Genomic DNA, 12,671 nt, shown 5'->3' on the forward strand with positions numbered 1-12,671 from the left:
GCAGGCTTACCAGCGCAACAGGCGCGGCCCGAGCGCAGCGCCGACCAGCACCGGCACGGCAATGCCGCTCACATACCAGACCGCCAGGAACGGCGCGGTGAGCTCCATGCAGTGCAGCGCATAGACCGCGGCTCCGACACCGCCCGCAAGCGCACCCGCCGCGGCGCCCGCCAGCGCAGGCTGCGTGGGCGCGAGCCCCTTGAGCGCCACCAGCGTGGCCGCGAAAACCGGCAGTGCCATCAGCCCAATGCTGAGCGCGCAGATGCGCCACGACTGCCCCATGAGCGACGGCATCTTGTCCTCGGCCGGCAGGGTGAACCAGGCGATGACAGCCAGTGTCCAGACGCCGAGCACCGGCAGCACCGCACCAAGCCAGGCATGCCGCACCGCAACACCCGGCCGCGCAAGCCGCTGCACCATCACGAAGCCGGCCGCCGCAATGCACAGCGGAAACAGCACCTTGACCCAGAACATCGGCCAGAACATGGCCTGCACCAGATCGCGCCTGGGGCCGTACTCGGCGAACAGGATCACGAACGACAGCGGCATGCCGACCAGCAGCGCCAGCCACAGCCGCCGGCTCGTCGCGCGGCGCGGCACCGCGACGGGACCGTTCGCGAGCATCGCGACCAGGTCGTCGGTCTTCATGCGGCAGCGCTCCACTCATGGCCGAAGCGCGCGGCCAGCGCCTTGAGTCCGCGGTGGATGCCGACCTTCACCGCCGACTCCGACATGCCCGTGAGGCTCGCGGTCTCGGCGACCGAGAGGCCCTCGATCTTCACGTGCACGATCGGCAGGCGCTGGCGCTCGGGCAGCGTCTCGAGCAGGCCGCCCAGGTCGCGCCTCGCGTCGCTGGCCTCGGTGGCCGACTCGGCGAACACGGCGAGGTCGTCGTCCAGCGGGTCATGCAGGTCTTCTCGGACCGACTTGGCGCGCAAGAGGTCGATCATCTTGTAGCGCGCAATCGCGTGCACCCAGGCCGTCAGCGGCTGGTCGCTCTGGTAGGTGTGGCGCTGGTTGTGCATGGCGAGCAGGCATTCCTGGACAAGGTCTTCCACTTCATCGGGCCAGCCAAAGAGGCGCTTGCCCAGAAAGGCGCGCAGGTGCGCGCTGAGTTTCTGCAGGAATTCGCGGTAGGCGTTCGCATCGCCATCGAGCCCCCGAAGGAACAGGCTCCGCAGCGCCGCTTCCGCGTCGCCCATCTGCATCCTGCTGCTTATAGGGGTTCGTGCCATCGGGCTGGCTGGTTACAGCCGGGTCGAAAAATAGTGCGTTGGATTGTGCCGCGACACGCAAAGTGCCCGCGCCCGCAGGCCCTTCGCCCGCACCTTGGGCTAAGCTGCGCCGATGTTCCGCGGACTCGTCTCGCATCCCTGGGCCTACCCGGCGCTGGAGGTGGTGCATATCGTCGGCATCGCGCTGCTGTTCGGCGGGCTGCTGGTATTCGAGTTGCGCGCGCTCGGCATGGGCCGCGAGCTGCCCGCGCCGTTGCTGGCACGTCTCACGCTCCGCCCCGCGCTCGTCGGCTTCGGGCTGTGCGCGGCCACCGGGCTCACTATGTTCTCGGGCCAGCCGGACGAACTGCTCGCGAACAACGCCTTTCGCATCAAGATGCTCCTGATCGCCCTGGCCGGCGCCAATGCCGCGCTCTTTCATTTCCGCAGCGGCGTCGCGACCGTCGACCGCTTCGGCAAGGCGCAATGCCTTCTGTCCTTGGGGTTTTGGCTCGCTGTCATCATCTGCGGGCGCTGGATCGCCTACCTCTGAACCGACTGAACCGAAGGAGACCGAGATGATGCAAAGACGCCTCTTCACTGCCGCCTCGTTGGGCCTTGCCCTGCCCGCCTGGGCGCACCACGGATGGAGCAGCTTCGACCAGGAGCGTCCGCTCTATCTGGAGGGCCGCGCGACCAAGGTGCTGTGGCGCAACCCGCACGGCGAACTGGAGCTCGAACTGCCCGACAACCCGGCGCTGCCCGCTGACCTGAAGCAACGCGCCTTGCCCAAACAGACGACGTCCGTCGACGGCCCCGGACTCCTGGCCAAGGCGCAATTGCCGACGCGGCGCGACCGCAAATGGCAGATCGAGCTGGCGCCTCTCACGCGCCTGCAGGCCTGGGGCGTGGAAGAGATCAAGCCCGGCACCCAGGTGGGCGTGCTCGGCTTCACTTTCACCGGCGAGAAAGGCGATGCGGTGCTGCGCGCCGAATACCTGTTCGTCGACGGGAAGGCCTACGGACTTCGCTCCTCGCCGGCCTGAATGCCGCCGCCGGGGCATGGTCCGCCCCGGCTTGCCAGCCGCACAAGTGATCGGTACATTGCATTTTTTGAAGGCCTGCAATGTCTGTAGATAGCACCCAGATCCCTTCCGCACTTCCGGCCGGCGCCACGCCCCTTTCGCCGCTCTCGCCGCTTTCCCCCGTCTCGCCGCTCGTACCGCTGCACCCCTCCTCGTCGACCGGGCACATCCGCCTGACCTCGCATGCCGGCGGCTTCGGTGCATTGCCCATTCAATGGGGCGCGGCCACCGCCACCGAGCGCGGCCCCGTCGTCGGCACGACCACCAAGCGCGCGCATCGCAACGTCATCGGCACGCACAGCGGCTCCTACAGCGTGTACCGCGCGCTCGCGGTGGCGTCGGGTGCCTTGAAGCGCGAGCACAAGGCCGACCTCACCAACACCGCGCCCACCGACGTGATCGGCCCGTACCCGCAGTGGGGCGAGCCGGGCCGCATCGTCTCGCTCGACCCCTGGGGCGCGCTGGTGGCCGATGTGTTCTCCACCGAGTTGGCCGCGGGCTACGACATCCGCCCGACCATCGCGATCACCAAGGCGCACGTGATCCTGCCCGAGGTGATCGAGGCGCTGCAGAGCGGCCGCCTGAAGGCCGATGGCCACTTCCTTACTGCGGGCGGCGCTGCGATGGTGACCAAGGCGGCCATCGAGCCCGTGTGGTACCTCCCCGAGGTGGCGCGCCGCTTCGGCTGCTCCGAGACCGACCTGCGCCGCACGCTCTTCGAGGAAACCGGCGGCATGTACCCCGAGCTCGTCACGCGCTCCGACCTCGAAGTGTTCCTGCCGCCCATCGGCGGGCAGACCATCTACATCTTCGGCAACCCGCGCGACCTGGCCAACCCCGAGGTGGAACTCACCGCGCGCATCCACGACGAGTGCAACGGCTCCGACGTGTTCGGCTCCGACATCTGCACCTGCCGCCCCTACCTCACGCACGCCATCGAAGAGTGCATCCAGGGCGCGCAGCGCGGCGGCGTGGGGCTCATCGCCTACTCGCGCAAGGAAGGCCGCGCGCTCGGCGAAGTGACCAAGTTCCTGGTCTACAACGCCCGCAAGCGCCAGGTGGGCGGCGACACGGCCGACCAGTACTTCGCGCGCACCGAGTGCGTGGCCGGCGTGCAGGACATGCGCTTTCAGGAGCTGATGCCCGACGTCTTCCACTGGCTCGGCATCAAGAAGATCCATCGGCTCGTGTCGATGAGCAACATGAAGTTCGACGCGATCACCGGCTCGGGCATCGAGATCGGCGAGCGCGTGAACATTCCCGATGAACTGATCCCGGCGGACGCCCGCGTCGAGATGGACGCCAAGATGGCCGCCGGCTACTTCACGCCCGGCCCGGTGCCGGACGCCGAGGAACTCAAGAAGGCCAAGGGCCGGGGATTGAGCGAATGAGCAGCAGCAACAGAAACAGCAACGACAAATTTCCGAACATGCCCGCCGATGGCTCGGGCAGCCTCGCGCCCGGCGGTGAGGGCACGGTCGATCCGTCCATCGAATTCGCCGTGGACACGGCCCACCCGGCCGGCGCGGCCTCGCTGCTGCGCACCACGGCCGCCATCCGGGAGCGCGCGGCTGCGCTGCTGGCACGCGCGCGGCGCGGTGAATCGCAGTGGTTTCGCATCGGCAGCGACGACGCGCTCGAAGACGCGGCGCGCACCGTCGCCGAGGTCACGCGCGAGCGCTACCCGTGGGACACCATCCCGTATCACAGCCGCTGGCGCCACTTCGAGGCTGGCGGCATCGACCGGCTGAAGCAGTTGGACGAGCTGCTGGGCAAAGGCATCGACGCCCGGCAGCGCGCCCGCGCGCACATCGACCTCGTGCTGGTGAGCGTGCTGCTCGATGCCGGCGCCGGCCCCGACTGGCACTACACCGAGCCCGCCACGGGCGAGCGCTACACCCGCTCCGAAGGGTTGGGCGTGGCGAGCTTCCACGCATTCACGAGCGGGCTTTTCTCGTCCGACCCCGACCATCCGCTGCAGGCCGACGCGGCCGGCCTCAAGGGCCTCGTGACCGACCGGCTGGGCGATGCCTTCCAGGTGAGCGACGTCAATCCGCTGGTGGGCCTCGCGGGCCGGGCGATTCTCTTGCGCCGGCTCGGCGAGGCGATGAGCGAACAGCCCGAGACCTTCGGCGAAGACGGCCGGCCTGCCGGCATGTTCGATGCGCTGGTCGCGCCTTTCGGCGCCGCCTCGCCGCCCACGGCCGAGATCACCGCGCACCAGATCCTGTCGCTGCTGCTCGAATCGCTCTCGCGCATCTGGCCCTCGGCCAATGCGGTGGACAGCATCGCCATCGACGGCAGCGACAACGCCGGCGGCATCCCCTCGGGCGACCCGGCGCTGGCGCTCGGCGACTGCTGGCGCCACAGCGCGGTGCGCGGCCCTGGCCTCACCAACGGCTGGATGCCGTTTCACAAGCTCTCGCAGTGGCTCACCTATTCGCTGCTCGAGCCTTTCGAATGGGCGGGCGTGAAGGTGCGCCAGCTCGATGCGCTCACCGCCCTGCCCGAGTACCGAAATGGGGGCCTCCTGATCGACAGCGGCGTGATCGTGCCGAAGGACCCGGCCTTCCTCACCCGCCGCTGGAAAGCGGGCGACGAATTCATCGTCGAGTGGCGCGCACTCACCGTGGCGCTGCTCGACGAGGTGGCGCCGCGCGTGCGCAAGGTGCTCGACCGCACCGAGGAAGAGCTGCCGCTCGCCTGCGTGCTCGAGGGCGGCACCTGGGCGGCGGGCCGTTCACTGGCACAGCGCTTGCGAGACGGAGCGCCACCGCTCCTGATCGAGAGCGACGGCACCGTCTTTTAGACTCGCGGGTTCACTTCAGCAGCAACGGCATAAAAAATCCAATGAGCAACGTCCACCTCGTCGACCACCCCCTCGTCCAGCACAAGCTCACGCTGATGCGCCGCAAGGACGCGTCCACCAACAGCTTTCGCCGGCTCCTCAATGAAATCAGCATGCTCATGGCCTACGAGGTCACGCGCGACATGCCGATGCAGGACATCGAGGTCGAAACCCCGCTGGAGACCATGCAGGCCAAGGTCATCGACGGCAAGAAGCTGGTGCTGGTGTCGATCCTGCGTGCCGGCACCGGCATCCTGGACGGCATGCTGACGGTGGTGCCCGGCGCGCGCGTCGGCCATATCGGCCTGTACCGCGACCCGAAGACGCTCACCGCCGTCGAGTACTACTTCAAGATGCCCGGCGAAATGGAGAACCGCGACGTGATCGTGGTCGACCCGATGCTGGCCACCGGCAACTCGGCCGTGGCTGCGGTCGAGCGGCTGAAGGAACTGAACCCGAAGTCGATCAAGTTCGTGTGCCTGCTGACCTGCCCCGAAGGCGTGGCGACGATGCAGAAGGCGCACCCGGATGTGCCGATCTACACGGCGGCGATCGACCGCGAACTCAACAGCCACGGGTACATCCTGCCCGGCCTCGGCGACGCGGGCGACCGCATCTTCGGCACGAAATAAAGCTCGCCCCCAGAAAAATAGGGCTCGCCCCCAGGCTGCGCGGCACTTCGTGTCCGCTTCTCCTTCCCCCTACCGGGGGCAACACCAGCGGCCCGGCAAAGCCGGTTCCGCGGTGTTTCGCGAAGGACCCGGCGGCCGGGTGGGCACGGAGGTTGCAGCACTTGAATTTTTTACGACCGAGGAGAAGACCGTGACAGCACGCCGTCAGTTGATCATTCGTTCCGCCGCCATTGCCGCGGCACTCGCGGCCGGTGCGCCGGGCATCGCGCTTGCGCAGGCCAAGCTCAAGGTGGCGGCGGTGTACACCGTGCCGTTCGAGCAGCAATGGGTGGGCCGCATCCACAAGGCGCTCAAGGCCGCCGAGGCACGCGGGGAGATCGAATACAAGGCCACCGAGAACGTGAGCAACGCCGACTACGAGCGCGTGATGCGCGAGTACGCGACCGGCGGCAACCAGCTGATTTTGGGCGAGGTGTTCGGCGTGGAAGCGGCGGCACGCAAGGTCGCGAAGGACTTCCCCAAGGTCGCCTTTCTGATGGGTTCGTCGCTCAAGCCGCAGGCGCCCAATTTCAGCGTGTTCGACAACTACATCCAGGAGCCGGCGTACCTGAGCGGCATGGTGGCTGGCGGCATGACCAAGAGCAACCGCATCGGCATGGTCGGCGGTTTTCCGATTCCCGAAGTCAATCGCCTGATGAACGCCTTCATGGCGGGCGCCAAGGAAACGAACCCGAAGGTGGAGTTCAGCGTGAGCTTCATCAACAGCTGGTTCGACCCGCCCAAGGCCAAGGAAGCGGCCTTCGCGATGATCGACAAGGGGGCCGACGTGATGTACGCCGAGCGCTTCGGCGTCTCGGATGCCGCCAAGGAAAAGGGCAAGCTCGCCATCGGCAACGTGATCGACACGCAGAGCCAGTACCCCGACACCGTGGTCGCCTCGGCCCTGTGGAACTTCGAGCCCTCGGCCGACCGCGCGATCAAGCTCGTGAAGGAAGGCAAGTTCGCAGCCGAAGACTACGGCGTCTATTCGCAGATGAAGCACAAGGGCTCCGAACTCGCCCCGCTCGGCACGTTCGAGAAGAAGGTGCCGGCCGACATCGTCGCGAAGGTGAAGGCCAGGCAGGCCGACATCCTCTCGGGCAAGTTCACTGTGAAGGTGGATGACGGCCAACCCAAGTCGACGGCAAAGTGAGCAAACGAATGACGACGATGCGCTGGCGCACCCTTCTCGCGGCCGGCGCGCTGGCCCTCGGGCTCTCGGGCTGCGTCGGTGTCTACAAGGGCACCGGCGTCAGCATCAACAGCAGCACCCGGCTGGACGACACGCCGCGCATCGCGGTGATCTCGGCCTTCGAACCCGAGCTCAAGCTGCTGCTCGCGCGCCTGCAGGGGCCTGCCAAGCACAGCGTGAACGGCGTCGAGTTCACCACCGGCACGCTCGAAGGCAAGCCGGTCGTGCTGTTCCTCTCGGGCATCAGCATGACGAACGCGACGATGAACACGCAGCTCGTGCTCAACCGCTTTCGCGTCACCAGCATCGTGTTCAGCGGCATCGCGGGCGGCGTGAATCCGTCGCTGCACGTCGGCGACGTGACGGTGCCCGCGCAGTGGGGCCAGTACCTCGAGGTGCTGATGGCACGCGAAACCGCGCCCGGCAAGTACACCGCGCCGCCCTTCATCAAGGACGCCACCTTCCCCAACTTCGGCATGGTGCATCCGCGTCCGGTCGAAGTCCGCTCGGCCGCGAAGCCGGAGATCGAGCGCAAGTTCTGGTTCGAGGTCGACCCGAAGATGCTCGAGGTGGCCCGCAGCATCCGCACCGTCGACCTGGCGAACTGCAGCGCCGGTAAGTGCCTCGCGCGCAAGCCGCAACTGGTGATCGGCGGCAACGGCGTCTCGGGCCAGGCCTTCATGGACAACAGGGCCTTCCGCGAATACACCTTCAAGACCTTCCAGGCCAATGTGCTCGACATGGAAACCGCAGCCGTGGGCATGGTGGCCTACAGCAACGGCGTGCCCTACATCGCCTTCCGCTCGCTCAGCGACCTCGCGGGCGGCGGCAGCGGCGAGAACGAGATGGGCACCTTCATGGGCATCGCGGCCGACAACTCGGCCAAGGTGATGCTGGCGTTCCTGGCTGCCTGGAAGTGACGGTGGCGCCCGTGCGCCTTGTGCTGCTGCCGGGCATGGATGGAACGGGCGATCTCTTCGCGCCACTGAAAGAGGCCATGGGACCGCAGGCTGTCATCGACATCGTGCGCTACCCCGGCCGGCAGCCGCTGGGCTACGGCGAGTTGGAGCCGCTGGTTCGCGCACAACTGCCGACGCAGGCGCCCTTCGTGCTGCTCGGCGAATCCTTTTCCGGACCGCTGGCCATCTCGATCGCGGCGTCGCGCCCGCCCGGCCTTCTGGGACTGATCCTGTGCTGCAGCTTCGCGCGCCGGCCCGGGCCCGGCCTTGCGCTGATGCGGGCAGGCCTGCTCGACCTGTCGATGCATCTGCTGCATTCGAAGCTGATGCGCGCGCCGATGCGGCACCTCCTGCTCGGGCGCTCCGCGTCGCCGCGTCTTTCGGACATGCTTGAAGACTCGCTCAGGAAGGTATCGGTCGCCGTCATGACCCGCCGCATGAAAGAAGTGCAGCGCGTGGATGTGCGCGACAAGCTGTCATTGGTGCGTGTGCCTGCGATGTATCTCCAGGCCCTGCAGGACCGCGTCGTGCCTGGGCGGGCGGCCACGCTCATCCAGCAACGGCTCTCGATGCTGCGCATCGTGAAGCTCGAGGGACCGCACGGGCTGCTGCAGTCTTCGCCCACCGCATCCGCCCGTGCCATCGAGAATTTCTGCCGCGACCTGCAATCCATTTCTCCATGACGCCCTCCACCGTCCTCCGCCTCCAAGGCATCACCAAGCGCTTCGGCACCCTCGTCGCCAACGACGCCATCTCCCTCGACCTGCAATCCGGCGAAGTGCTCGCGCTGCTCGGCGAGAACGGCGCGGGCAAGTCGACGCTGATGTCCATCTTGTTCGGCCACTACGTCGCCGATGAAGGCGGCATCGAGGTGTTCGGCGCGCCGTTGTCGCCGGGCAACCCCAAGGCCGCGCTCGCGGCGGGCGTGGGCATGGTGCATCAGCACTTCACGCTGGCCGACAATCTGAGCGTGCTCGACAACGTGTTGATGGGCACCGAGCCGCTGTGGCGCCCGGTGTCGCGCCGTGCCGCAGCGCGTGCCCGGCTGCTCGACGTGGCGCAGCGCTTCGGCCTGCCGGTACAGCCCGACGCGAAGATCGGCAAACTCTCGGTCGGCGAGCGGCAGCGCGTGGAAATCCTCAAGGCGCTGTATCGCGGCGCACGCATCCTGATCCTGGACGAGCCGACCGCCGTGCTCACGCCTCAGGAGAGCGAGGCGCTTTTCGCCACGCTCGCGCAGATGGTGGCGCAGGGCCTGTCGGTGATCTTCATCAGCCACAAGCTGGGCGAAGTGCTGCGCGTGTCGCACCGCATCGCGGTGCTGCGCGGCGGCAAGCTCGTGGCCGAGGCGCGCACGGCCGACACCACGCAGGCGCAGCTCGCACTGTGGATGGTCGGCCATGCGGTCGAGGCGCCACAGCGCCGGCCCGCCAAGACGGTGGGCGATGCGGTCTGCGTGCTCGACCATGTGAGCACCGCATCGGCCAAGGACGGCGGGCAGGACCGGCTGCGCGAGGTGTCGCTGACGCTGCGTGCCGGCGAAATCACCGCCATCGCGGGGGTGTCGGGCAACGGGCAGGTCGCGCTGGCCGAACTGCTGTGCGGGACGCGGCGCGCCGTTTCAGGCACCGCCCAGTTGATGGGCCGCGCGCTGCCGCCCTCGCCCGCCCGATTGGTGCAGCGCGGCGTGGCGCGCATCCCCGAAGACCGGCATGCGGTCGGCGTGGTGGGCGATCTGCCGGTGTGGGAGAACGCGGTGTCGGAGCGATTGCGCAGCCCGGTGTTCTCGCGCTGGTCGATGTTCGTGCGGCGTGCGGCTGCGCAGTTGCATGCACGGCGCATCGAAAAGGCATTCGACGTGCGCGGCGCGGGCCTGATGGCGCCGGCCCGGTCACTCTCCGGTGGAAACATGCAGAAGTTGATCCTGGGGCGCGCGCTGCTCGCGCCCGAGCAGGTGGAAGACGCCGACAACAAGAAGTACCCGAACCGCGCCCCGCGCCTGATCGTTGCGCACCAGCCGACATGGGGCCTGGACATCGGCGCGGTTGCCTATGTGCAGCAGCAGCTCATTGCCGCGCGCGATGCCGGCGCGGCGGTGCTGGTGATCTCCGACGACCTCGACGAAGTGCTGACGCTCGGCGACCGCGTGGCGGTGATGCACGGCGGCCACCTCGGCGAAGCGCGCCCCGCCGCAGCATGGACGCGCGAAGCCATCGGCCTCGCGATGGCGGGCGCCACGAAAGGCGCGCCATGATGCGGCTCGAACGACGCCATGAAACCTCCCGCGCCGCGCTGGTGCTCGCGCCCATCGGCGCGGTCGTCTTCACCATGATCGTGAGCGCATTGCTCGTGCTCTGGGCCGGCGCGCCGGTCGGCCGCACCTACGCGCTGCTGCTGCAGGGCGGCTTCGGCTCGGTGTTCGCATGGAGCGAGACGCTGACCCGCGCGATCCCGCTGATCCTCACCGGCCTCGCCGCAACGGTCGCCTTCAAGGCGCGGCTCTTCAACATCGGCGCCGAGGGGCAGCTCTTCGCCGGCGCCCTTGCCGCTGTGGCGGTGGGCGGCATGCATGGCGGCACGGGCTTCGAACTCTCGCCCTGGGTGCTCTTCCCGCTGATGATGCTGGCCGCCGCCGTGGCGGGCGCCCTGCTGCTGCTCGGCCCGGCGCTCATGAAGAACAAGCTCGGCGTTGATGAAGTGGTGACCACGCTCCTGATCAACTTCATCGTGCTGCTCGGCGTCTCCGCGCTGCTCGACGGACCGATGAAAGACCCGACCGCCATGGGCTGGCCGCAGAGCGTGTCGCTGCAGTCCGACCTCGAACTGGGCAAGCTCATCGCCCAGACGCGCGTGCACACCGGGCTGCTCTGGGCGGTGTCGCTTGCGGTGATCGTGTGGGCGATCTTCAAGTACACGGTGCTGGGTTTCGACATCCGTGCGGTGGGTGCGAATGCGCGCGCCGCCGCGTTCGCCGGCGTGCCCGTCACACGCACCGTGGTGATGGTGGCGCTGCTCTCAGGCGCTCTGGCCGGGCTGGCCGGGGCCATCGAGGTGGCGGGCCGCACCAGCTACGTCACGCTCGACATGTCACCGGGCTACGGCTACACCGGCATCGTGATCGCAATGCTCGCCGGCCTGCACCCGCTGGGCGTGATCGCCGCGGGTGTGTTCGTGGCCGGCGTGCTGGTCGGCGCCGACACCATGAGCCGCGCGGTGGGCGTGCCGACCTACATCGCCGACGTGATCGTCGCGGCCTCGCTGATCGCGGTGCTGGTGGCAACGCTGCTGACGCAATACCGCGTGCGGATGACGAAATAAATGACCGACCTTCTCGACATCCTCGCCAACCCCACCTTCTGGGTCGCGGTGCTGCGCATCGCCACGCCGCTCATCCTCGGCACGCTGGGCGTGCTGCTGTGCGAACGCGCGGGCGTGCTCAACCTGGGCATCGAAGGGATCATGGTCGCGGGCGCCTTCACCGGATGGCTTGCGGTGTATGCCGGTGCGCCGCTGTGGGTCGGCGTCGGCGTGGCGGCGCTCACGGGCATGGTGTTCGGTTTGCTTCATGCCTTTCTTACCGTGGGCCTTGCGCTCTCGCAGCACGTCTCGGGCCTCGGTATCACGCTGCTCGCGACCGCGCTCAGCTACTTCGGCTACCGCGTGAGCTTTCCGAAAGTGAACACACCGCCGACCATCACGCCCTTCGCACCGATGGACTGGCTGCCCGTGCCCATCCTCAATGCGCAGACCGCGCTCACGCTGTTCGCCCTCCTGCTGGTGCCGGCGGTCGGCTGGGTGCTGTACCGCACGCCGCTCGGCCTGGCGCTGCGCATGGTCGGCGAGAACCCGCAGGCGGCCGAGAGCCAGGGCGTGTCGGTCGCGGCCACGCGCACTGGCGCCATCGTCGCGGGCTCGGCGCTGATGGGCATGGCGGGCTCGTTCCTCACGCTCTCGGCCTTCAACGCTTTCTTCTTCAACATGGTGAACGGCCGCGGCTGGATTTGCGTGGCACTGGTGGTGTTCGCCTCATGGCGGCCCGGCAAAGCACTGCTCGGCGCGCTGCTGTTCGCCTTCTTCGACGCGCTGCAACTGCGGCTGCAACAATCGGGCGACGCCGTGCTGCCCTACCAGCTCTACCTGATGCTGCCGTACCTGTTGTCGATCCTCGCGCTGGTGCTGGTGGCGCGCAAGGCCAGCTATCCGCAGGCGCTCATGAAGCCGTATCGCAAAGGGGAACGTTGAGATGATGAAGACGACCGCTGCAACCTTGCTCGCCGCACTGCTTGCGCTCGGCAGCACGGGGGCGCAAGCACTCGGCAGCGACTACAGCTACGACACCTTCAAGACGCCCGATGCGGTCAGCTGGGTGCAGCTGTGCGGCACCTGGGGGAAAGACCACCAGGGCACCTACCGCGTGGTCCACGCGGACCAGTACGCGCAGTCTTTCCTCTATGTGCAGTGGATGACGCGCGATGCCAACGGCGGCCTGCACGCCGAGCACACAGTCGCCATCGCCGAACTCGACAACGACCACGCCGAGATCGCGCTCACCGACCTCACCTGCCGCGCCTCGCCGCGCGGCATCGTGGTGACGGCAAAGGCGTCGTCCGGGCATGACGACAAGCTGCGGCGAGTGACGATCGAGGTCGGGCCTGCGGCGGGCCAGTACCGTTATCGGGCGCAGCGCACGCGTTGAACCCAG

14 protein-coding genes are annotated in these 12,671 nt (G+C 68.0%); 12 read left to right on the plus strand and 2 right to left on the minus strand.

The features are described 5' to 3' along the window. Nucleotides 1-6: 6 nt before the first annotated feature. Together QFZ83_RS13940 and QFZ83_RS13945 are read right to left on the minus strand one after the other, a co-directional pair. Nucleotides 7-648 carry a DUF1109 domain-containing protein gene (locus QFZ83_RS13940; RefSeq protein ID WP_307507345.1) on the minus strand — a complete coding sequence of 214 codons (642 nt, stop codon included), beginning with the start codon at nucleotides 646-648 and terminating at the stop codon, nucleotides 7-9. Beyond that, the gene (locus QFZ83_RS13945) at nucleotides 645-1,202 is read right to left on the minus strand and encodes a sigma-70 family RNA polymerase sigma factor (protein ID WP_307512708.1); all 558 of its coding nucleotides are present in this window, start codon (nucleotides 1,200-1,202) and stop codon (nucleotides 645-647) included. The genes QFZ83_RS13940 and QFZ83_RS13945 overlap by 4 nt, the downstream gene beginning before the upstream one ends. A gap of 145 nt (nucleotides 1,203-1,347) precedes the next feature. Between QFZ83_RS13945 and QFZ83_RS13950 the strand changes: the two genes are divergently transcribed. The 12 genes from QFZ83_RS13950 (at nucleotide 1,348) to QFZ83_RS14005 (ending at nucleotide 12,665) form a co-directional block, all read left to right on the plus strand. After that, on the plus strand, nucleotides 1,348-1,767 hold the full coding sequence (locus QFZ83_RS13950) for a hypothetical protein (RefSeq protein WP_307507348.1): 420 nt from the start codon (nucleotides 1,348-1,350) through the stop codon (nucleotides 1,765-1,767). Between the two features lie 25 nt (nucleotides 1,768-1,792). Next, nucleotides 1,793-2,260, plus strand: a complete 468-nt coding sequence (locus QFZ83_RS13955) for a DUF6152 family protein (RefSeq protein ID WP_307507351.1) — start codon at nucleotides 1,793-1,795, stop codon at nucleotides 2,258-2,260. A gap of 80 nt (nucleotides 2,261-2,340) precedes the next feature. Further along, entirely contained in the window at nucleotides 2,341-3,690 is a 1,350-nt protein-coding gene (locus QFZ83_RS13960) for a GTP cyclohydrolase II (RefSeq protein WP_307507352.1), read from the plus strand. Next, complete coding sequence (locus QFZ83_RS13965) at nucleotides 3,687-5,108, plus strand: URC4/urg3 family protein (protein WP_307507355.1); 1,422 nt, start codon at nucleotides 3,687-3,689, stop codon at nucleotides 5,106-5,108. Before QFZ83_RS13960 ends, QFZ83_RS13965 begins: the two co-directional genes overlap by 4 nt. A 41-nt stretch (nucleotides 5,109-5,149) precedes the next feature. After that, nucleotides 5,150-5,779, plus strand: coding sequence for a uracil phosphoribosyltransferase (upp, locus tag QFZ83_RS13970; protein ID WP_013541661.1), 630 nt, complete (start codon nucleotides 5,150-5,152; stop codon nucleotides 5,777-5,779). Between the two features lie 190 nt (nucleotides 5,780-5,969). Beyond that, entirely contained in the window at nucleotides 5,970-6,971 is a 1,002-nt protein-coding gene (locus tag QFZ83_RS13975; protein WP_307507358.1) for a BMP family protein, read from the plus strand. 8 nt (nucleotides 6,972-6,979) lie between these two features. Then, nucleotides 6,980-7,930 (plus strand): 5'-methylthioadenosine/S-adenosylhomocysteine nucleosidase, encoded by a 951-nt coding sequence (locus QFZ83_RS13980; RefSeq protein WP_307507361.1) that lies wholly within the window; start codon nucleotides 6,980-6,982, stop codon nucleotides 7,928-7,930. After that, on the plus strand, nucleotides 7,927-8,652 hold the full coding sequence (locus tag QFZ83_RS13985) for an alpha/beta fold hydrolase (RefSeq protein ID WP_307507364.1): 726 nt from the start codon (nucleotides 7,927-7,929) through the stop codon (nucleotides 8,650-8,652). Before QFZ83_RS13980 ends, QFZ83_RS13985 begins: the two co-directional genes overlap by 4 nt. Further along, nucleotides 8,649-10,223 (plus strand): ABC transporter ATP-binding protein, encoded by a 1,575-nt coding sequence (locus QFZ83_RS13990; protein ID WP_307507367.1) that lies wholly within the window; start codon nucleotides 8,649-8,651, stop codon nucleotides 10,221-10,223. Before QFZ83_RS13985 ends, QFZ83_RS13990 begins: the two co-directional genes overlap by 4 nt. Then, a complete protein-coding gene (locus tag QFZ83_RS13995; RefSeq protein ID WP_307512711.1) occupies nucleotides 10,223-11,287 on the plus strand; it encodes an ABC transporter permease in 1,065 nt (354 codons plus the stop codon). Before QFZ83_RS13990 ends, QFZ83_RS13995 begins: the two co-directional genes overlap by 1 nt. Beyond that, on the plus strand, nucleotides 11,288-12,211 hold the full coding sequence (locus QFZ83_RS14000; protein ID WP_307507370.1) for an ABC transporter permease: 924 nt from the start codon (nucleotides 11,288-11,290) through the stop codon (nucleotides 12,209-12,211). It begins immediately after the preceding gene. 1 nt (nucleotide 12,212) lies between these two features. Beyond that, nucleotides 12,213-12,665, plus strand: coding sequence for a hypothetical protein (locus tag QFZ83_RS14005; RefSeq protein ID WP_307507373.1), 453 nt, complete (start codon nucleotides 12,213-12,215; stop codon nucleotides 12,663-12,665). Nucleotides 12,666-12,671 lie beyond the last annotated feature (6 nt).

This window comes from Variovorax sp. W1I1 (assembly GCF_030815625.1).
GTDB classification, from domain to species: Bacteria; Pseudomonadota; Gammaproteobacteria; order Burkholderiales; family Burkholderiaceae_C; genus Variovorax; species Variovorax paradoxus_C.

Bases quoted from the DNA above. Each gene is read 5' to 3' on its own strand.
- QFZ83_RS14005 (WP_307507373.1), top strand. From the start codon at position 12,213: ATGATGAAGACGACCGCTGCAACCTTGCTCGCCGCACTGCTTGCGCTC.
- QFZ83_RS13965 (WP_307507355.1), top strand. From the start codon at position 3,687: ATGAGCAGCAGCAACAGAAACAGCAACGACAAATTTCCGAACATGCCC.
- QFZ83_RS13955 (WP_307507351.1), top strand. From the start codon at position 1,793: ATGATGCAAAGACGCCTCTTCACTGCCGCCTCGTTGGGCCTTGCCCTG.
- QFZ83_RS13960 (WP_307507352.1), top strand. From the start codon at position 2,341: ATGTCTGTAGATAGCACCCAGATCCCTTCCGCACTTCCGGCCGGCGCC.
- QFZ83_RS13980 (WP_307507361.1), top strand. From the start codon at position 6,980: ATGACGACGATGCGCTGGCGCACCCTTCTCGCGGCCGGCGCGCTGGCC.
- QFZ83_RS13945 (WP_307512708.1), bottom strand. From the start codon at position 1,202: ATGGGCGACGCGGAAGCGGCGCTGCGGAGCCTGTTCCTTCGGGGGCTC.
- QFZ83_RS13990 (WP_307507367.1), top strand. From the start codon at position 8,649: ATGACGCCCTCCACCGTCCTCCGCCTCCAAGGCATCACCAAGCGCTTC.
- upp (WP_013541661.1), top strand. From the start codon at position 5,150: ATGAGCAACGTCCACCTCGTCGACCACCCCCTCGTCCAGCACAAGCTC.
- QFZ83_RS14000 (WP_307507370.1), top strand. From the start codon at position 11,288: ATGACCGACCTTCTCGACATCCTCGCCAACCCCACCTTCTGGGTCGCG.
- QFZ83_RS13995 (WP_307512711.1), top strand. From the start codon at position 10,223: ATGCGGCTCGAACGACGCCATGAAACCTCCCGCGCCGCGCTGGTGCTC.
- QFZ83_RS13950 (WP_307507348.1), top strand. From the start codon at position 1,348: ATGTTCCGCGGACTCGTCTCGCATCCCTGGGCCTACCCGGCGCTGGAG.
- QFZ83_RS13940 (WP_307507345.1), bottom strand. From the start codon at position 648: ATGAAGACCGACGACCTGGTCGCGATGCTCGCGAACGGTCCCGTCGCG.